Origin of the sequence: Streptomyces sp. HUAS CB01, from assembly GCF_030406905.1 — a bacterium.
Classification (GTDB): Bacteria; Actinomycetota; Actinomycetes; order Streptomycetales; family Streptomycetaceae; genus Streptomyces; species Streptomyces chengbuensis.
In genome coordinates, this window is the sequence record NZ_CP129137.1 from 5,222,038 (window position 1) to 5,241,304 (window position 19,267).

16 protein-coding genes are annotated in these 19,267 nt (G+C 75.0%); 13 read left to right on the forward strand and 3 right to left on the reverse strand.

What is annotated here, in order from left to right:
- The first annotated feature begins 157 nt into the window (after positions 1 to 157).
- The 7 genes from QRN89_RS23230 to QRN89_RS23260 all read left to right on the forward strand — a co-directional run bounded on the left by QRN89_RS23230 (position 158) and on the right by QRN89_RS23260 (position 7,598).
- Complete coding sequence (locus QRN89_RS23230; RefSeq protein ID WP_290351321.1) at positions 158 to 1,378, forward strand: NAD(P)-dependent malic enzyme; 1,221 nt, start codon at positions 158 to 160, stop codon at positions 1,376 to 1,378.
- A 755-nt stretch (positions 1,379 to 2,133) separates the two neighbouring features.
- The gene (locus tag QRN89_RS23235) at positions 2,134 to 2,724 is read left to right on the forward strand and encodes a phosphoesterase (protein ID WP_290351322.1); all 591 of its coding nucleotides are present in this window, start codon (positions 2,134 to 2,136) and stop codon (positions 2,722 to 2,724) included.
- Positions 2,721 to 4,289 carry an alkaline phosphatase D family protein gene (locus tag QRN89_RS23240; RefSeq protein ID WP_290351323.1) on the forward strand — a complete coding sequence of 523 codons (1,569 nt, stop codon included), beginning with the start codon at positions 2,721 to 2,723 and terminating at the stop codon, positions 4,287 to 4,289. Before QRN89_RS23235 ends, QRN89_RS23240 begins: the two co-directional genes overlap by 4 nt.
- A gap of 99 nt (positions 4,290 to 4,388) precedes the next feature.
- Positions 4,389 to 5,354 carry a zinc-binding dehydrogenase gene (locus QRN89_RS23245; protein WP_290351324.1) on the forward strand — a complete coding sequence of 322 codons (966 nt, stop codon included), beginning with the start codon at positions 4,389 to 4,391 and terminating at the stop codon, positions 5,352 to 5,354.
- A 125-nt stretch (positions 5,355 to 5,479) separates the two neighbouring features.
- Positions 5,480 to 6,793 carry a cellulase family glycosylhydrolase gene (locus QRN89_RS23250; protein WP_290353829.1) on the forward strand — a complete coding sequence of 438 codons (1,314 nt, stop codon included), beginning with the start codon at positions 5,480 to 5,482 and terminating at the stop codon, positions 6,791 to 6,793.
- 32 nt (positions 6,794 to 6,825) lie between these two features.
- Positions 6,826 to 7,035, forward strand: coding sequence for a helix-turn-helix domain-containing protein (locus QRN89_RS23255; protein ID WP_018571396.1), 210 nt, complete (start codon positions 6,826 to 6,828; stop codon positions 7,033 to 7,035).
- Positions 7,035 to 7,598: a Clp protease N-terminal domain-containing protein gene (locus QRN89_RS23260; protein WP_290351325.1), complete on the forward strand. Its 564-nt coding sequence runs from the start codon at positions 7,035 to 7,037 to the stop codon at positions 7,596 to 7,598. The genes QRN89_RS23255 and QRN89_RS23260 overlap by 1 nt, the downstream gene beginning before the upstream one ends.
- An 802-nt stretch (positions 7,599 to 8,400) precedes the next feature.
- On the opposite strand, the gene QRN89_RS23265 is transcribed toward QRN89_RS23260, so the two are convergent.
- Both QRN89_RS23265 and QRN89_RS23270 read right to left on the reverse strand, forming a co-directional pair.
- Positions 8,401 to 9,339 carry a PadR family transcriptional regulator gene (locus QRN89_RS23265; RefSeq protein WP_290351326.1) on the reverse strand — a complete coding sequence of 313 codons (939 nt, stop codon included), beginning with the start codon at positions 9,337 to 9,339 and terminating at the stop codon, positions 8,401 to 8,403.
- Between the two features lies 1 nt (position 9,340).
- Positions 9,341 to 10,189 (reverse strand): DUF4097 family beta strand repeat-containing protein, encoded by an 849-nt coding sequence (locus tag QRN89_RS23270; RefSeq protein ID WP_290351327.1) that lies wholly within the window; start codon positions 10,187 to 10,189, stop codon positions 9,341 to 9,343.
- A 139-nt stretch (positions 10,190 to 10,328) separates the two neighbouring features.
- Between QRN89_RS23270 and QRN89_RS23275 the strand changes: the two genes are divergently transcribed.
- Positions 10,329 to 11,099 carry a hypothetical protein gene (locus QRN89_RS23275; protein ID WP_290351328.1) on the forward strand — a complete coding sequence of 257 codons (771 nt, stop codon included), beginning with the start codon at positions 10,329 to 10,331 and terminating at the stop codon, positions 11,097 to 11,099.
- Between the two features lie 15 nt (positions 11,100 to 11,114).
- On the opposite strand, the gene QRN89_RS23280 is transcribed toward QRN89_RS23275, so the two are convergent.
- Entirely contained in the window at positions 11,115 to 11,297 is a 183-nt protein-coding gene (locus QRN89_RS23280) for a DUF6104 family protein (protein ID WP_005312030.1), read from the reverse strand.
- Positions 11,298 to 11,534: 237 nt separating this feature from the next.
- Between QRN89_RS23280 and QRN89_RS23285 the strand changes: the two genes are divergently transcribed.
- The 5 genes from QRN89_RS23285 (at position 11,535) to fxsA (ending at position 19,022) form a co-directional block, all read left to right on the forward strand.
- Positions 11,535 to 12,140: a CU044_2847 family protein gene (locus QRN89_RS23285; RefSeq protein ID WP_290351329.1), complete on the forward strand. Its 606-nt coding sequence runs from the start codon at positions 11,535 to 11,537 to the stop codon at positions 12,138 to 12,140.
- Positions 12,141 to 12,181: 41 nt separating this feature from the next.
- The gene (locus QRN89_RS23290) at positions 12,182 to 14,299 is read left to right on the forward strand and encodes a VMAP-C domain-containing protein (protein WP_356948652.1); all 2,118 of its coding nucleotides are present in this window, start codon (positions 12,182 to 12,184) and stop codon (positions 14,297 to 14,299) included.
- 106 nt (positions 14,300 to 14,405) lie between these two features.
- The gene (locus QRN89_RS23295) at positions 14,406 to 15,437 is read left to right on the forward strand and encodes an AAA family ATPase (protein WP_290351331.1); all 1,032 of its coding nucleotides are present in this window, start codon (positions 14,406 to 14,408) and stop codon (positions 15,435 to 15,437) included.
- A gap of 7 nt (positions 15,438 to 15,444) precedes the next feature.
- Positions 15,445 to 18,780: an SAV_2336 N-terminal domain-related protein gene (locus QRN89_RS23300; RefSeq protein WP_290351332.1), complete on the forward strand. Its 3,336-nt coding sequence runs from the start codon at positions 15,445 to 15,447 to the stop codon at positions 18,778 to 18,780.
- A gap of 53 nt (positions 18,781 to 18,833) precedes the next feature.
- On the forward strand, positions 18,834 to 19,022 hold the full coding sequence (gene fxsA, locus QRN89_RS23305; protein ID WP_290351333.1) for an FxSxx-COOH cyclophane-containing RiPP peptide: 189 nt from the start codon (positions 18,834 to 18,836) through the stop codon (positions 19,020 to 19,022).
- Positions 19,023 to 19,267 lie beyond the last annotated feature (245 nt).

The following is a 19,267-nucleotide window of genomic DNA, read 5'->3' on the forward strand; positions in this document are numbered from 1 at the left end:
TCAGGGCGCGTTGTGCGGCGCGCCCGCGCGTGCGTACCTCACCCCTGCCAGGGCGGGCCAACCACCCAGGACAGGGAACGGACGCGGTGCCCGCCCACCCCTCCTCAACCAGGAGTGGCCACCCTCAACTGATGAAGACTTAAGGGGTCAAACGAACATGGCAGCGGAGATCGTCAATCCTGGCAGCGCCAGCCGGACGGACAGTGCACCCGGGGACTCCGGGGAACCCTTCGATCCGGCCTTCGCTCTGCACCGCGGCGGCAAGATGGCCGTCCAGGCCACGGTGCCCGTCCGCAACAAGGACGACCTGTCCCTCGCATACACGCCCGGTGTCGCCAAGGTGTGCACCGCCATCGCCGAGAAGCCCGAGCTCGTCCACGACTACACCTGGAAATCGCAGGTGGTCGCGGTCGTGACCGACGGTACGGCGGTCCTCGGGCTCGGTGACATCGGACCGGAGGCCTCGCTCCCCGTGATGGAGGGCAAGGCGATCCTTTTCAAGCAGTTCGGCGGCGTGGACGCCGTTCCCATCGCCCTCGCGACCACGGACACCGACGAGATCGTGGACACGGTCGTGCGGCTCGCCCCGTCCTTCGGCGGAGTGAACCTGGAGGACATCTCGGCGCCGCGGTGCTTCGAGATCGAGCGCAAGCTCCAGGAGCGCCTCGACATCCCGGTCTTCCACGACGACCAGCACGGCACCGCCGTGGTCACCCTTGCGGCCCTGCGCAACGCGGCCAAGCTGACCGGCCGGGGCCTGGGCGACCTCCGCGCCGTCATCTCGGGCGCGGGCGCGGCCGGAGTCGCCATCGCCAAGTTCCTCCTCGAGGCGGGGCTCGGCGACGTGGCGGTGGCCGACCGCAAGGGCATCGTCAGCAGGGACCGCGACGACCTGACCCCGGTCAAGCGGGAACTCGCCGAGATCACCAACCGGGCCGGCCTCAGCGGCTCGCTGGAGACGGCGCTGGCCGGCGCGGACGTCTTCATCGGCGTCTCGGGCGGCACGGTGCCGGAGCCCGCCGTCGCCTCGATGGCGCCGGGAGCCTTCGTCTTCGCGATGGCCAACCCGAACCCCGAGGTGCACCCGGACGTGGCGCACAAGTACGCGGCTGTCGTGGCCACCGGCCGCAGCGACTACCCCAACCAGATCAACAACGTCCTCGCCTTCCCGGGCATCTTCGCCGGCGCGCTGCAGGTGCGGGCCTCCCGCATCACCGAGGGCATGAAGATCGCCGCTGCGAACGCGCTGGCCGACGTGGTGGGCGACGCGCTCGCCCCGGACTACGTCATCCCGTCGCCGTTCGACGAGCGGGTCGCCCCGGCGGTCACCGCCGCGGTGGCCGCGGCGGCGCGAGCCGAGGGAGTGGCCCGGCGCTGACGACGCCTGTCGTCGGGGGCCGCGCCCCCGACCGCTCCTTTCACGGCCCCGACGCGCTGGACGCGTTCGGGGCCGTGGCACGTCCGGGCCGGGTCGTTCCGTCGGCGGACGGTCTCGGCCGTTCGGGGGATGAGGTCCTCCGGGGGCTCCTCCCGGGGCGGCCGGGGTCCGTGTGCGGCCGCCCCGCGCTTCCCGGGACCGGCCGGGATCCGGGCCTGGCCCGCGCCGGTTGCCAGGGGACGGACGGTACGGCCGGACGGGGGAGCCACGTCCGGCCCGCGGCCGGGTGGTTCCGTGGCGCGGCGGCTTCGGTCGGGTGAGGGTGCGGCCTCGCGCGTGCTCCCGGACCGGCCGGGATCCACGTCTGGCCCGGTGGTGCCGTGGCGCGGCGGCTTCGGTCGGGTGGGGGATGCGCGGCCCTTCCCCCGCACCCTCCCCGGACCGGCTGGGATCTCGGCCCGGCGCCGTGGGGTTCCGCGGCGCGTACGGCTTCGGCCGTACGGGGGACGAGGCCGCGGGGTCCCGAGCCGGCCGGGTTCCGCGTTCCGGCCCGTGCCGGGCGCCGCCGCCGGCCCCGGCCCGGGACGGACGCCGTCCGCTCCGGCCCGGCGGTTCCGGCGCCGCGCCCCCACCGCCGCGTGTCCCGCGGACGACCCGTCGCATCTCAGGGACCCCCGCCTGTTACCCGCGCCGTCTTCCCTGGTTCACCGCCAACTGCTGGGATGCGCACGCCGAATGGAACAGGGGAGGCGTGTGTGAATCTCGTGGTGAACGGCGACGCGGAGAGCGGGCCGGGCGGGTCCGCGGATCCGGTGGTGGACGTGAACGGCTGGGACGTGTGGGAGGGGGCGCCCGCGCTCGTCGCCTACAGCCTCGGGGGCGGCTACCCGACGGCGTCGGACCCCGGCCCCGCGTCCCGGGGCAGCCGGTTCTTCTCCGGCGGCAACAGCCCCCGCACCGCGCTCGTGCAGGACATCGTGCTGCCCGCTCACGGCCGCACGGGGCGTCGGGCCGTCGACGCCGGCCGCGTCCGCTACACGCTCGCCGGGTGGCTCGGCGGCTACGCGGCGCAGGAGGACGGCGCCCGGCTGTCCGTGGAGTTCCGGGACGGCAGGGGCACGCCCGTCGCCCTGTCGGTGCTCGGCCCGGTGACGGCGGCCGAGCGGCAGTCCCGTACCGCGCTGCTGGAGCGCACCGCGTCCGCCGCGGTGCCGCCCGGTGCCCGTACCGCACGCGTGCTGCTCGTCTTCACCCGAAGCGGCGGCGGCACCTCGAACGACGGCTACGCCGATGCCGTCTCGCTCACCCTGACCGCCACCGCGAAGCCTTCCGGGGGACACCAGTGACCAGGCTGAACCGTCGTGATCTGCTCAAGGCCGCCGGGGCCGCCGGTGCGCTGAACCTCGCCTGGCCGCTCAGTGCCGGCCTCACGCCCGCACAGGCCCGCGAGGCGGCGGAGGCGCTCGGCGCGGACTACGACCCCGCGCCGTTCACCCTCGGTGTCGCCTCCGGCGACCCGCAGACCGGCAGCGTCCTGCTGTGGACGAGGCTCGCGCCGGAACCGCTGGCGGCCGAGCAGGCGCTGCCCGAGATCGTCGAGGTCGACTGGGTCGTGGCCACCGACCCGGCGCTGCGCCGCGTCGTCGCCCGCGGCACCGCGCCCGCCTCGGCGACCCTGGGCCACAGCGTCCACGTCCCCGTGTCCGGGCTCCGCCCCGGTACGCGCTACTGGTACGCCTTCACGGCGCTCGGCCGGACGAGCCGCGTCGGCCGTACGAGGACCGCGCCGGCCGGGCACGTCGCCTCCGTCCGCTTCGCCGCCGCCAACTGCCAGGCGTTCCACGACGGCTTCTACGCGGCCCACCGCGGGATAGCCCGGGAGGACGTCGACTTCGTCGTCCACCTCGGCGACTACATGTACGAGCACGGCGAGGTCGGCGGAGTCCCCGCCGACCACGTCCGCGACCACGAGGGCGGCGAGATCTTCACCGTCGCCGACTACCGTCGCCGGCACGCCCTCTACAAGGGCGACCGCTCCCTGCGCGAGGCCCACGCCGCCCACCCCTGGTTCCTCACCTGGGACGACCACGAGGTCGTCAACGACTACTCGGGCACCGGCGGCGGCGCCCCGTTCATGAAGCGCCGCGCCGCCGCGTACCAGGCCTGGTACGAGAACATGCCGCACCGCGACGCCGGGGCCTCCGCGCTGCCCGACCCCGAGATCCACCGGACCCGACGCTGGGGCGACCTGCTGGAGCTGACCGTCCTCGACCTGCGGTCGTACCGGTCCGCACAGAACCTGTCCGACGGGACCATCCTCGGCGCCCGCCAGAAGTCCTGGCTCAAGAGGAACGTCGACCGGGCTCCCGACAGTTGGCACGTGTGGGCCAACTCGATCATGCTGAGCCAGCTCCGTGGCCGCCCCGGCGGCCCGTACATGTTCACCGACCAGTGGGACGGCTTCCTCGCCGAGCGCAAGGAGGTCCTGAGCCATGTGCACGGCAGCGGCCTGGAGGACCTCGTCGTCATCACCGGAGACTGGCACTCCGCATTCGTCGACGACATCCGGCCCGACTACGACGACACCTCCTCGCCGGTGGTCGGCACGGAGTTCACGGCCCACTCCGTCACCTCGGGGGCGTACTCGGCCGACTGGAACAAGGCCAACGGCCCCCTGATGGGCGCGGCGAACCCGCATCTGAAGTACTTCGAGGGCAACCGCTACGGCTACGACGTCTACGAGGTCACGCCGCGCCGGTTCAGCGCCCACATGAGGGTCATCGCCGACCGGCGGGACCCGGTCTCGCCCGTGACGACCCTGACCACGTTCCACGTGGACCGCGGCAGGACGGGCTCGTACGAGGACCCGGCGACGAAGAACTCGCCCGCCCAGTGGCGGAGGGACCGGTAGGCGAAACCCGGTGGCTTCCTCCGCACGGGGAAGCCCAGGGACGCGTGTCACACCGGTGCGCGGTTCCGCCGCGCACCGGCCCGCCCTACGCTCAAGGTCATGTTCGCCGCATACGCCGCCCGCATCGACCGCGACCAGCCGCTCAACGGCCTGGAGCTGGGTGACCGCCCGGCCCCCGAGGCCCGACCCGGCTGGGCCACCATCAACGTCAAGGCCGCCTCCCTCAACCACCACGACCTGTGGTCGCTGCGCGGAGTGGGCCTCGCCGAGGACAAGCTCCCGATGATCCTCGGCTGCGACGCCGCCGGCGTCGACGCGGACGGGAACGAGGTGGTGCTCCACTCGGTCATCGGCCAGAGCGGGCACGGCGTCGGCCCGGACGAGCCGCGTTCCATCCTCACCGAGAGGTACCAGGGCACCTTCGCCGAGCAGGTCGCCGTCCCGGCCTGGAACCTCCTGCGCAAGCCGAAGGAGCTCTCGTTCGAGGAGGCCGCGTGCCTGCCGACCGCGTGGCTGACCGCCTACCGCATGCTCTTCACCAACGCCGGCGTCCGGCCCGGTGACTCGGTGCTCGTCCAGGGTGCCGGCGGCGGTGTCGCCACCGCCGCGATCGTGCTCGGCAAGGCGGCCGGACTGCGCGTCTACGCCACGAGCCGCGACGAGGCCAAGCGCAAGCGCGCCGTGGAGCTGGGCGCGGTCGACGCGTTCGAGCCGGGTGCCCGGCTGCCGCAGCGTGTCGACGCGGTGATCGAGACCGTCGGCGCGGCCACCTGGTCGCACTCGGTCAAGTCGCTCCGACCCGGTGGCACTCTGGTCATCTCCGGCGCGACGAGCGGCGACCGGCCGTCGCACGCAGAGCTGACCAGGATCTTCTTCCTGGAGCTGAAGGTCGTCGGATCCACCATGGGCACCAAGGACGAGCTGGAGGACCTGCTCTCCTTCTGCGCCGCGACGGGTGTGCGACCGGTGATCGACGAGGTGCTTCCGCTGGACCGGGCGCGTGAGGGCTTCGAGAGGATGGCCTCCGGAGAGCTCTTCGGCAAGATTGTCCTGACCAACTCTTGATGGCTCGTCAGTTCCGCTGATGGGATCTCCGGCACTGCCGATCCGCGCCGTGCCGGAGGTCCCGTATGCGCCGCACACTCGCCGCACTCGTCTGTTCGTTACTGCTCCTGTTCCCGCTCCCGTCCATGGGCGGGAGCGCCCCCGCCGCCGCTTCCACCGGCCGCACCCCGCCCGCCGTGCCGCGACTGACCGACGACCTCGGCCGTGTCCTCACCCTGCGCGGCTGGAACGTCGAGGACAAGACGCACCGCGGTGAGCAGGCCCTGTCGGCCATCACCGAGCGGCACTTCCGCGACCTGCGCGCGCAGGGCTTCGGCTTCGCCCGGCTGCTGGTCTTCTGGGACGACCTGGAGCCGGTCCGCGGCCGCTACAGCGAGCGGTACCTCGACAGGATCGAACGGATACTGGACTGGGCGCGGAAGCACCGCGTCCAGGTGGTGATCGACGCCCACCAGGACGTCTTCGGCCCCGCCTTCGGGCACCGGGGCATCCCCGCGTGGGCGACCCGAACCGACGGCCTGCCGTTCACCCCGCACCCCGACGACTGGTTCGCCGAGTACTTCGAGCCGGCCGTGCAGCGCGCCTTCACCCATCTGTACGAGGACGCCGATCTGCGCCGTGCGCAGGCCCGGATGTGGCGGGTGCTCGCCGAGCGCTTGGGGGGCCATCCGGCCGTGCTCGGCTACGACCTCGTCAATGAGCCCATGGGTGAGCTGCGCGAGGGCGAGGACCTGGCGACGGCCGCCCGGCGCATCGAGCGCGACCAGCTCACCCCGATGTACAACCGCCTGGCCCACGCGGTCCGTTCGGTCGACGACGACAGCCTGCTCTTCGTCGAGCCGACCCCGATCGTCGGCGAGGGCGTCCCCACCGGACTCGGCAGGATCCACGACCCGAAGGTCGTCTACGCCCCGCACTTCTACAACGCCGCGATGGAGGCGGGGGCGGACTACGACCCCGAGGCCGGCTGGATCGAGTCCTACGAGGCCGCGGTCACCGAGTACCCGCGCCGGTACGGGGTGCCCGTCGTCGTGGGGGAGTGGGGCCCGCTGAACACCTCGCTGCCGAACACGGGCCGCTTCTACCGCGACGCCCTGGCCTCGATGGGCCGGTACGGCTCGGGCTGGGCGGGCTATGTGTGGTGCTACGGGGGCGGGTACTGCGCGCTGGACGAGTCGGGCCGCTTCCGTGTGAACAAGGAGCGCACGGTGGCGCCGTACGCTCCGGCGGTCGCGGGCGCGGTGCGGGAGGAGCGCTGGGACGCGGAGCGCGGGGCGTACCGGCTGGAGTACGAGGCCCGGGGGGCGCACCCGACGGAACTGTCGCTGCCGCCGGCGGAGCGGGGCTGGCGGGTCACGGTGACGGGCGGGGTGCGGATCGGCGATCGCGTGTTCGCCCGGCCGGGGGCGCGGGTCGAGGTGCGCGTCAACCGGCGTTGACAGCCGACGACTGTCAACGTAAGTTGACAGTCATGACCGAAGCAACCGATCTCGCCGAACGGGCGGGCGACCGCGACCCGCGCGTCGGACTGCGTGCCGTCGCCGCGCTGCGGCGGCTGCTGGAGCAACTGGAGGCCGTTCAGGTCCGAAGCGCCCGCAATCAGGGCTGGTCGTGGCAGGAGATCGCGGCCGAGCTGGGCGTCAGCAGGCAGGCCGTGCACAAGAAGTACGGGAGGCAGTGATGTTCGAACGGTTCAGCCGAGGCGCACGCGCCGTCGTGACCGGCGCGGTCGGGCACGCCGAGCGGGCGGGCGTCGGTGCGATCACCGAGGAGCACATGCTGCTCGCCCTCCTCGACCAGGAGGGCACGAAGGCGTCCTTCGCCTTCAGCGCGCTCGGGGTCTCCGACCGGCGCGCGTCCGTCGAAGCGGCCCTGGAGGACGCGCGACGCCGCGGCGGGCTCTCGCAGGCGGACGAGGAGGCGCTGGCGGGGCTCGGGATAGACCTCGGGGCGATCGTGTCCCGGGTCGAGGAGACGCACGGCGCGGGTGCGCTCGCCGGTGACCGTGGGCCGTCGCCCGCTCCGGGGAAGGGGTGGCGGTCCGGCCATCGCCCCTTCACCCGCGAGGCGAAGGGCGTCCTGGAGAAGTCCCTGCGCATCGCGGCCGGCCGCCGCGACCGCACGATCGGCGACGAGCACATCCTGCTGGCACTGGCCGTGGGGCGGGGTGTCGTCTCGGAGGTGCTGGCGTCGCACGGTGCGACGTACGAGTCGCTGGAACGGGCGATGTTCCCACCGTCGTGAGGCTCCCTCCGGTGTGAGGCTCCCTCCGGTGTGAGGCTCGCCTCCGGCGACCGGGTTCAGGCACCGGGCGCGCTCACGGGGCGCCGTGCGGCTCCGGACGTGCGGAGGGGTGCGGCCGGCGCGCCCGAGCACGAACTGCGGCGCCCGGCCCCGCGGCTGCGGCCGGGCGTGCGCTTGCTTCTTGCATGTCGGGGGGCGCGGCGGTGCCGCGTTCGGTGGACGGCGCGGTTCGCCCCGGGGCTCCGGCGCGGGGACCCGGGGCGGGGCTTGCTCCGTGCGTGTCGGACGCGTCGGCCCCGCGTTCGGTGGGAACCACGCCCCGTGGCGCGGGACTTCTCGATTGCGGCGTCCCGCACGGGGCCCCGTGTACGGGGGTGCTGGGCGGGGCTTGCTCCGTGAGCGTGGTGGATGGTGGCGCACGTCCGGTGGACGGCAGGGCTCGCACGGTTCACCCCCCGCGCGCGGGAACCCGGGCGGGGCGCTTGCTCCTTGCGCGTCGGGGTGCGTCGGACGCGCCGGTTCTGCGTTCGGTGGATCCACGCCCCGTTTCGCGGCCCAGACTGCGGCGTCCCGCGCGGGAACCCGTGCGGGACGCTTGAGCCGTGCGTGTCGGACGCGTCGGCCCCGCGTTCTGTGGATGCGCGGCCGGCGCGCCGCGTGGGGTCTCCGCTCGGGCCGGGTGCGTGTTCCCTGTACGAAGGGGGCGCGTCGGCCAGCGGCCGGTGGACGGCACCGCCCGAACCGGTGCTCGCGCGGGCCGTGCCGGGGCCACGCGCGAGCAGGCGCGGCGCGTGCACGGCGCTCAGCCGCCCCCGCGCAGCAGCGCCGAGATGTGCGCCGCCGCCGTCGACAAGTGGCGCCGTGCCTCGCCGAGCTGGGACGGCGTCACGCCGTGGTCGCGAGCCGCGTCGCGGACGTCGTCGCGGAAGCGGTCCAGGAGGCGTTCGAGGTCGCGCGCCGGGTCGCCCGACTCCGCCGCGTCCTTCGCCCAGTCGGGAGCCGTCTCGGCCGGATCGGGCTTGCCGTGCGGCGGCCATGCCGTGCCCCGCGCGGCCAGGCCGCCCAGCTGCGCGGTGAGTTCGGAGAGCCCCTCCCTCACGCCCGTCGGCCAGTCGCCGCGGGCGAAGTGCCCCTGGACCTGGTCCTGGACCTGACGGGCGATCCGCTGGACCTCGTCCCGTGCCCGGTCCTGCGCCTCCCTGGCCTGGCGGCGGGCGGTCTGCGCCTCCTCACGGGCCCGGCGCGACTCGTCCTTCGCCCGGCGCGCCTGCTCCTTCCACTCCTGCTTGGCGCGGCGCAGCTCTTCCTTCGTGGCCTGCCAGGCGTCGTCGCCGGCTCCGGAGTCGCCGGCGCTGCGGCTCTCCGTCGCGGCCGCGCGCATCTCGCTGCGCAGCCGGCCCGCCGCGCCGCGGACGTCGTCGCGGATCTCCGCGGCCAGTTCGGAGACGGACTCACGGATCTCGAGTTCGAGGTCGGCCAGTTCCCCGCTGCGGCCCGCGAGTTCCTCGCGCCCGGCGTCGGTGATCGAGTACACCTTGCGCCCGCCCTCGGTGGCGTGGGTGACCAGGCCCTCGGCCTCGAGCTTGGCCAGGCGCGGGTAGACCGTGCCCGCGGACGGCGCGTAGAGCCCCTGGAAGCGCTCCTCCAGCAGGCGGATGACCTCGTACCCGTGGCGCGGGGCCTCGTCGAGGAGCTTCAGCAGATACAGGCGGAGTCGGCCGTGGGCGAATACGGGGGGCATGTCAGAGGGCCTTTCCTGTCTCGTCCTCGTGCGGTTCGTCCGCCCGTGGCGGGCGGCGCAGGAGGGCGATGGACCCGGACACGGTGGTGGCCCGCAGGGATCCGCTGCCCGCGCCGAGTGTGCCGGTGATCTTCTTGGCGCCCCATTGTCCGCTGACCCGCAGGTCCTCGAAGGCGTTGGAGACCGCGCCGCTCGCGGTGTTGGCCTCGACGCGGGCGTCCGCGGGGTGCGGCAGCCGGATGGCGACCTCGCCGGAGACGTTGGTGAGGCGGATGTCCGTGGGCGTTCCGTCGAGGTCGATCGCCATGTCGCCGCTGACGGAGTCGGCCCGTACGGAGGAGCCCGCGCCCTCGATCACGGTCAGGTCCCCGGAGACGGACTGGAAGCGCAGATCGCCGGTGACGCCCTGGGCCTCCAGACTGCCGGAGACGGTCTCGGCCCGGACGGTGCCGGAGAGCCCCACGAGCGTCGTGTCCCCGTTGACGCCCCGTACGTCGGTGCGCCCGCGGATGCCGGAGACGAACGCTCCGGCACCGACGACGCCGACCTCGACGGACGCGTCGGCCGGCACGGCGAGCGACACCACCGCGTGGCGGTGCCACCCCTTGCGGTCGAGCAGCTTGAGGAAGCCCTTCCACGGCAGGTCCTCGTAGGCGACGGAGACGGTGGAGCCGGTCCGCGTCACGACCAGAGGCGGGCCCTCGATCCCGGAGACCTCCAGCCGGGCGGAACTCTCGTCGGTGCCGACGACGTTCACCGTCCCGTTGACGATGCGCACGTTGAGGGACGTCACGGGCTCGTCGAAGGCGAGCTTCGTCGGCTCGGCGACTTCCCATGTCGAGTCGGGCATGGTGCTGACCTCCCGGGACTGCCTGGGACGCAACATATCGCGTCTTCTCCGTAACACGATATATCGCGGTGGTCGGAAGTCAAGGGGCGTCCGTGACCGGTGGCGGCAAATGCGGGCAAAGTGCCCTAGCGTGTGGCGCATGAACGCGACTTCCGCAGGCGCACTGCTGCTCTGCCGGGCCGAGTACGACGCCATCAGGCCCTCGGTCCCCCTGCTGCGTGAGCCGTTCCTCCTCGCGCCGGCGGGCGCCGGCTGGAGCGCGCTCGTCCCGGAGGGAGAGCCTTGGCTGAGCGGTGCGGAACCCGTCGACCGGGTGCTCTCCGGCTGGGCGGCGGCCCTGGCCGTCGCCACCAACCACCCCGTACTCGCCCTCTGGTGGGACGCGGACCGTGCGGGTCTCGCACTCGCCACCGGCTTCCGCCGTCCCGTCGGCTACGTCTGGCTCGCGGACGGCACGCCGGCGGGGGAGGACGAGGCGATGCACACGTTCGTGGCCAGGCTCGGGCTCGATCCCGTCCTGGACCTCCAGGACCTGGAGGCGCTGACCCGCCCCGCCCCGGACGCCGACGCCCGCGCCCGGCTGGTCGGGCTCACCGCGGTCCTGGCCCGTACCGGTCTCGTCCTGCCCGAAGGCGTCGCCCCGGGCGCGGAGCCGGACGGCATCCGCGCCGCGGCCAGGGACGCGGGCGTACGGGAAGAGGCCGCGGCGGAGAAGGAGCGCGGCCACACCGCGCACGCCGTCGGGCACCGGCCGACCCCGAGCGTTCCGGCCATCGTGCAGATCGCCGCGGGCTTCCCCCTGACCGTCTGGGGTCTCGCCCGCCGCAGTGCGGGGTGGACGGTCGCCGGTGCCGTGCTGCTCGCCCACGGCGCCCTGGCGCTGGCCCGCGACCGCGGGCCGGTGCGGTGACGGCCGGGGCCCCCGCTACTCCTCGTCGTCCTCGTCGTCGAGCCGCGCCAGCCAGGTGGCCAGCCGCTCGACCGGCACCTCGAAGTCCGGGTTGAGATCGACGAACGTACGCAGCTGCTCGGCGAGCCACTCGAAGGTGACCTCCTCCTCGCCGCGCCGCTTCTCCAGCTCCTCGATGCCACGGTCGGTGAAGTACATGGCCACCAGCCTAATGCGCCGCGGCCACCGGTCCGACCGGTGCCGATGCCGCCCGCCGGCCGTCCCCTGCCCGGTGCCGGCACGGCCCGCCTGCCGCTCTCTGCCCGGGGTCGGCGCCGCCCCCCGCCGTCCCCCGTCCGCCGCCGACGGCCGACCGGCCCGGCAGCCGGGCCGTTCGCCCGCTCCGGTGCCGCTACCGGGGTTAATCTGCGGGCAGTTGAGGGAACGGGGGAGGCCATGGGGGAGTCAGAGGCACGTGTCACGCGCATCGTCCTGCCGGACGGCACACCGGTCTGGGCGCGGATCTCCGGTGCCGGGGAACTGGAGCGGCCCGGTCCGTCCGGCCCCGGCACGGAGCCGGGGGGACTGCCCTACAGCGACACCGGCTTCGCCGAGCAGGTGCAGGCCAGGGTGGAGAGCCTGCACGGCGTCGTGACCGGTGTCGCGCGGTCGCTCGCCGGGCCGCTGCGGGCCGTGCGCCCCGACGAGGTCAGCGTCGAGTTCGGTATCGAACTCACCGCCAAGGCGGGAAAGGTCGTCGGGCTCCTCGCCGACGGGGAGACCAAGGGGGCGATCAAGGTCACCCTCACCTGGAACGGCGGCGGACCGCCGGCCGGTGACCCGGCCCCGCCCGCGCAGTCCGCCGTTCCCCCCGCGCAGTCCGCCGTTCCCCCCGCGCAGTCCGCGGCCCCGCCCGCGCAGTCCGCCGTTCCCCTCGCGCAGTCCGCGGCCCCGCCCGCGCCTCCGGTGCCGCCCCGGCCCCCGGCCCCGTCGACCTGGACGGCGCCGGGCGCACCGGCGCACCCGGACGGCACCGTGCCGCCCGGCGGCGGCCGGTCATGACCGACGGGTGGCCGGGGGGCGCAGGGGGCGCCCGGGAACGGGTGCCCCGTGCACTGCTGAACCTCGTGATGGCCGCGACCGTACGTATCCACGGAATGCCGCCGGGGCATGCTCCTGACGGATCCGGCGGCGGCTTCCTGGGGAGCGGCTTCTTCATCGCCCCGAGCTGGGTCCTCACGTGCGCGCACGTGGCCGTGCAGGGGGAGGGGGGCGAGGTGGAGGTCGTCTTCGAGACCGGCCCCGGCAGCGGCGAGACGACCGTCGCCGGCACGGTCGTCGCCGCACTGCCGGACACCCGGACCCCGGCCGACGCCCCGTACCCCGCCGCTGATCCCTACGCGACCGCCGACCCGTTCGCGCCCGCCCCCCACGGGGTCCGGCCGGCGGACGCCGCCGGCTGGCCTGCGCCCGACCTCGCGCTGATCAGGCTGCTGCGGCCCGTCGAGCACCCGTGCGTGTACGTCACCGAGCGGCCCGGCGCGCTGTTCGGCGGCGAGAGCGTCCTCTTCTCCGGCTGGACGCTCGTGGACGGCCGGCCGACCCGGCTCAGCGGGCGGTGCGAGGTGATGGGCACCTACGGCGGCTGGTCCGACGCCGACGCGCAGATCCGGCTCGACGGCGACTGGCTCGTCCCGGGCGTCTCCGGCTCACCGGTCGTCGACCCGGTGCGGGGCGAGGTCGTCGGCGTGCTCAAGTCGCGCCTCGGCGGCAGCAAGGGCGGCACCTCCATCGGAGTCGACCGGCTCCGCTCGCTGCCCGTGCCCGCCGGAGCGGTCACCGCCGAGACCGACGACGTCTACCAGGCGGTGTTCCACGCCCACGACCGCTACCACGCCGACCGGCACAACAGCCCGGTCAGCACCGAGAGCACCTGGGCGGACGTGCAGAGCGAACTGCGTGCCGGGGCCGGCCGGGCCCTCAGCCCCCAGCAGCGCATCGACCTCCTCGGCCGGCTCGCCGAGTTCCCGCCGCCGGCCAGTACCCACAGCCTCCTGGAGCAGCTCGAACGGCTTCCGGGCGGCCACCCCCGCGACCACCGGCCGGCGCCGCGCGGCTGGCGCGACGCCGTCGGGGCCCTGTACGAGACCCGGGACCGCGACGGTGCCCTGGAACTCGTCCTCCGCTACTGCATGGGTGTCATCGCCGCCGAACGGCCCTACGCCGCACCGTCGGCCGTGACCGCGGAGAAGTCCCTGTGGGAATGGGTGAAGCGGATCGCGGAGGACCGGCTGCCCCGCGAGTTCCGCCACGAGCTGACGCTGCTGTGGCACGCCGGCCGGCTCCGCGCCGACCACGCGCACCAGCGGCCGCCCGGCCCCGCGACGGACCCGGAGGGGCGTCCGGACGAACGGCCCTTCGTCCTGCTGGAGCTGGAACCCCGGGGCTGGGAGCGGGACCGCCTCGACTGGCGGGTCGGCGTCTCCCTCCCCGGCGGCGAGATCCTGCCCGTCGCCGAGGACAGCCGCGGCACCGCGATCACGGACATCCCGGCGCGCATCGCCGCGCCGCTCGCCGAGGCGTTCCGCCGCTGCGACGAACCCGGCAGCCCGGCCGTCCTCCAGGTCGCGGTGGTCCGGGCGATGCTCGGGCTGGACGTCGAGAGCTGGCGCGTGCCGCCCGACGGGCCGCCGCTCGGCGTCGCCCGCCCCGTGGTGATCCGCTGCTCCGACCTGCCGCCCCCGGAGACGGACGCGGAGGCGACCGAGCGCCTGGCGCGCTGGAACCGTACGAGGGACGCCCTCATGCGCGCCGAAGTCCTCGACTGCGAGGACGGATTGGGGGTACCCGTAGCCGAGGTGGCCGCGCTGCGCTCGCTGGCCCACGAGACGGTGCCCGTGCTCTGCCGGTCCGGGAGCGGACCGGAACCGGACGGCGCCGCGGGTCTGCTCCGGGTGCTCGACGGAGGCTTCGGCCTCGCCCTGTGGCGGCGCCCCGAGGGGCGGCGGGCGGACGCGGTCTGCACCGAGTTCCACCGGCGGGCGGCCGACACCGTCACCGAGGCGGGCACGGCCGGCCGGCTGCCGCACCGGATCCACGAACTGCGGCGGGGGGTGCGCGCGGCCCGCACGGAGACGTACTGGTCTGACGGGGTCGCGCTGTTCTGGGACGACCCGCACCATCCGCTGCCCGGCTCCGGCCAGTTGCTGGAGGCTCCGTGAAGCGCCCGGCCGGACATCCCCTTACGGGGCGTACAACCGGTCGCTACCGTAAGGCACGTTCGACGGCTGCCGCCCCCTGCGGACGAGTGACGACGAGGAACACGCAATGAGCGAACCCAGCGAGTGGCTCATCTACCGAGGGGCCGGCGAACCTCACGAGGGCATCGGACAGCTGCCGCCCCCGCCGCCCTGGAGGGACTTCGCGAGCCGGCACGCGGCCGCGAACGGTACCGAGAGCGGTGACGGCTCCGCGGACCGCAGGCTCGGCGGCCACCGGCACGTCGCCGAACTGCACCGGCCCGGCGCCGAGGAGCTCGAGATGATCAACGCGGCCCTCTACCTGCGGCGCCCGCTGCTCGTCACCGGAAGCCCGGGCGCCGGAAAGAGCACGCTCGCCCACTCCGTCGCCCACGAGCTGGGCCTCGGCCGGGTGCTGCGCTGGCCCATCGTCAGCCGCTCCACCCTCCAGGACGGTCTCTACCACTACGACGCCATCGCGCGGCTCCAGGACGTCCAGATCGCCGCGCACAGCGCGGCGGCCGGGCGCGACGACGGCGGTCCCGCCGACGACATCGGCAGCTACCTCAGACTGGGCCCGCTGGGCACCGCGCTGCTGCCCTCCGAACGGCCGCGCGTCCTGCTCATCGACGAACTCGACAAGAGCGACATCGACCTGCCGAACGACCTCCTGAACGTCCTGGAGGAGGGCGAGTTCGGCATCCCCGAGCTGGAGCGGGTCGCCGACCGGCTGCCGGACGGCCGTGCCCAGGTGCTCACCGACGACGGCACCAAGGCGACCGTGACGGGCGGCCGGGTGCAGTGCAGCGCCTTCCCCTTCGTCGTCCTCACGAGCAACGGCGAACGGGACTTCCCGGCGCCGCTGATGCGCCGCTGCATCCACCTGGAGCTCGGACGGCCCGACCACCAGCGGCTCGCCACGTTCGTCCGCGCCCACCTCGGCGACGAGGCCGCCCGCTCCGGCGAGGACCTCATCGCCCACTTCCTGGAGCGCTCCCGCAGCGAACTCCTCGCCACCGACCAGCTGCTGAACGCCATCTACCTCACCGACGCCGCCGCCCCGGCCGGCCGTGACCGGCTCGCCGACCTGCTCATCCAGCGACTCGACCGCCCGAGGTGAGGCACTGATGCCCGACGCGAGCGCACGGCACGGCCCGGACGGCCCGCCCCGCGAGGAGCAGTCGGCGCACGACGGCGGACTGCTGCCCGCCTTCGTCGCGCGGCTCCGCGCGGCCGGTCTCGACCCCGACGCCGAGCAGCTCTGCGACGCCCTCTGGCTCGCCGGCCACACACGGCGGCCCGAACCGCCGTCGGAACCGGGACAGCGGCCCGCCGTCCCGGGCCCCGCACCGGACGAGGGCACCCGGCCCCGGCCGCCCGTCCCCCAGGGTTCCACCGCTTCCGGCGACGCTCCCGACGGAGGCGATCCCGCGTCCCGCCCCGCCCCCGACGGCGGGGACCGACGCGTCGCCCTGTACCCCGTCCCGCGCCGGGACGGCCCCCCGCGCCCCGGCCCGGGGGAGGACCGCGCCGCGCTCACCGTCGGCGTACCGGCCGCCCCGGCCCTGCCCGCCCCCCTCGAACTGCAGCGCGCCCTGCGGCCGTTGCAGCGCTACCGCCCCGCCGCCCCGCCGGCGCGCACCGTCCTGGACGAGGAGGCCACCGCCGAGCGCAGCGCCCGCGCGGGCGGACTGATCCTCCCCGTCTTCACCGGGGTGTCCCGGGCCGACGCCCTGCTCCAGCTCGTCATGGACGCCTCCTCCTCGATGCGCGTCTGGGACCGGCTGTTCACCGAACTCCAGCAGATCTTCGCCCGGCTGGGCGCCTTCCGGGACGTCCAGGTGCGCTACCTCCACCAGGGGCCCGACGGCGCTCCGGCCGTCAGCCGCAGCCCCGACGCCGCGGCCGCGCCGCTGCACTCGGCGGACCGGCTCAGCGACCCCACCGGCCGCCGGGTGACCGTCCTGCTCAGCGACTGCGCGGGACCCCTGTGGCACAGCGGACGGGCCCACCGGCTGCTGCACCGGCTCGCCAGGCAGGCGCCCGCCGCCGTCGTCCAGCCCCTTCCGCAGCGCATGTGGAACCGCACGCGTCTGCCCGTCACCCACGGCGTACTGACCCGCGGCGAGGGCCTCGCCGGAGCGGCGGCGCTCAGGTTCACCGAGGCGCCGGCACCGGCGCCCCGGACCGCCCGCGGCGAACTCCCGGTACCCGTCCTGCCGCCGGTCGTCGGGGCCCTCGGGGCCTGGGCGAGGCTGCTCTCCGGCACCGGCGCCGGCCGGGTGTCCGGAGCAGTCGGCCGGGTGCGCGCCGACCAGCCCCCCGCGCCGGCCGGCCGCCGCGGACGCCGGCCGTCCTCGCTCCAACTCGTCAGCACCTTCCGGTCGGCGGCGTCCCCGGCGGCGGGCCGGCTCGCGGTCTACCTGGCCGCTGCGCCGCTCCACCTGCCCGTGATGCAGCTGGTGCAGCGGACGATGCTGCCGGACTCCGGCCCCTCCGAGCTCGCCGAGGTACTGCTGAGCGGACTGCTGACCCGGGCAGAGGACGACGGCCGCGACGACGGGCAGTGGTACGAGTTCGCGCCCGGCGTCCGGGAGGCGCTCCTCGGACCGCTCGGACGGGACGAGGCGGTGCTCGTGCTGAAGCACTGCTCCGAGTACATAGAGCAGCGCTTCGGCAAGGGCGGCCCCAACTTCCCCGCCCTCGCACTGGCCCAGCTCGACGACGGCCGGCACGCCCCGTACCCGTACGGGGGCCCGGACGACGACGGCGACGGCCCCGGCGACAACGGCGAGGAGCGCGTGCCGCACCCGTTCGCCGAGGTCGCGGCCCGTGTGCTGGAGCGGTTCATGCCGCTGCCGGAGCAGTTCGCGCCGTACGTTCCCACCGAGCCGCCCGGAGAGGGCCGGCCGGCGGACGCGACGGTCGACCGGGCCCGCGCCCTCGTACGGCAGTTCGAGGCCGACAGCATGGTGCAGTACCTGATGGACGCCGTGCAGTTGCTGCGCGGCGCCACCGGGCGGGAACAGCGGCCGGGATCCGACCCCGGCCTGTGGGCCGAGTTCGCCCGCTGCCTGCTGAGGCTGTGGGAGGTGCAGGGCGACGGCGAACTGCTGCGCGAGGCCGAGCGGGCCGCGGAACGGGCCGCCGCGCACCCCGGCTCCGTACGCGAGCGCGCCGTCCTGGCCAAGGTGCTGCACGCCGCCGCCGAGGACCGCCGTCGGCGCGGCGACCGGCGGGGGGCGCTGGACCTGCTCCGCCGCGCCGACCGCGAGTACGCGGCGGCCTGCGCGGCACCCGGACTCGACGCCGCCGAGGCCCTCCGACTCACCCTGGACCGGGTGCGCGCCCTGGAGGCGCAGTGGCGCCTCGGCGGCGACAGCGCCCTGCTCCAGGGCGCCGTCGGCATGCTGGAGGCCTTCGCCGACGTGTGGCCCGACCAGGAGAACCGGCCGGTCAGCCTGCCGCTCGCGCACGGCAGGACCCTGCTGCGGCTCTCCGGCGCGACGACCGACACCGAGCAGGCACGGCTGTACGCGGGCCAGGCGGCGCGTTCCCTGCGCAAGGCGTTCGCCGCGGGCGGCGACGCCCGGACCCTGGGCACCCGGCAGCGGGTCCTGCTGGACCTCGTCGACGCGCTGCTGCGGTCCGGCGACGGCACGGACGAGGCCGGCACGCTCGTGGAGCAGGCGCTGGAGACCGTCGGCGACCCGCGCCTGCGCGCCTCGCTGCAGATCAGGGCGGGACGGGTCAGCGTGGACCGCCACGAGCGGACCGGCGACCCTGCGCGACTGGAGCAGGCGGCCAGGTCCTTCGAGGCCGCCTCGCGCGGCGTTCCGCGCGACTCCCGGGCCCACGCGGATCTGCTCGCCGAGTGGGGCGCCGCCCTGCTCCGGCGGGCCGAACTCCCCGGCGGGCGGGCCCACATCGGCTCCGCCGTCCGCGTCCTCAGGGACTGCCGCACGGAGACGGCCGCAGGCAGTCCCCACCAGGCGGAGCGGCTGCTGATGCTGGGCCGGGCCCTGATGCTGCGGCACCGGGCCACCGAGGACCGGGTGGACCTGCGCGAGGCGGAGTACCTCTTCGGGCTCGCCGCGCAGGAGGCCGACGACCCGCTGACCGCCGCCCGCTGCTCGCTGGAGCTGGGCCGGGCCGGGCTGGCCGCGTACGAGAGCCTGGGCAGGGCGGCCCGGCTCGACGAGGCGGCGGAGGCGTTCCGTGACGCGGCCGAGTACGCGCGGTCGGCCCTGACCGAGCCGGACCGTGCCCAACAGCGGGAAGAGGCCGTGCTGTTGAGTGCTAGGGCCAACCACTGGCGGGGTAGGACGTATGAGGAGGCGGGCCGACCGAGGGCCGCACGCGACGCGTACCGGGCCGCCGTCCGGGAGTGGCGCAGGCTGCCGGACGGAGGCGGCGCGGAGGGCGAGGCCACCGCGCGGCGGCTCGCCGAACTGGAGCGATGAGCTCCCGGGCCCGGCACGGAGCACGGGACGGGAAACGGCAACGGGGAGGCACGATGGGCGAGTCGGCGGACAGGAGCACGTCAGCGGCGGACACGAGCGGTGAACTGCCCGACCTGCTCGGGCTCGATCTGGAGCAGCTGCGGACGCTGGACCACCCGGTGCTCTCCGAGGTGCTGGCGGAGCTGCGGGACAGAGCGGGACAGCCGCGGGAGATGCTGTGGGGTTTCACCAACGCGTTCTGAGCGACGGGCCGCGGGGGCGGCACCCCCGCCGTTCCGGCCCGGCGCACGACTCCGGAAGCGCGGCCGGTCCTGTGGGCCTTGCGGGTGGGCGGGCGCGGCACGGGACCGGAGGACGGTCCGGGGCGGGCCGGGGGGCAGGTCCCGGTCGCCGGCCGGGGGATGGTCCGGGTGGGGCGGCGGGGTGCGATGCCGGTCCCGGCTTCGACCCGGAGCCGGGTCCCGGTCGCCGGCCGGCATCCGGTTCG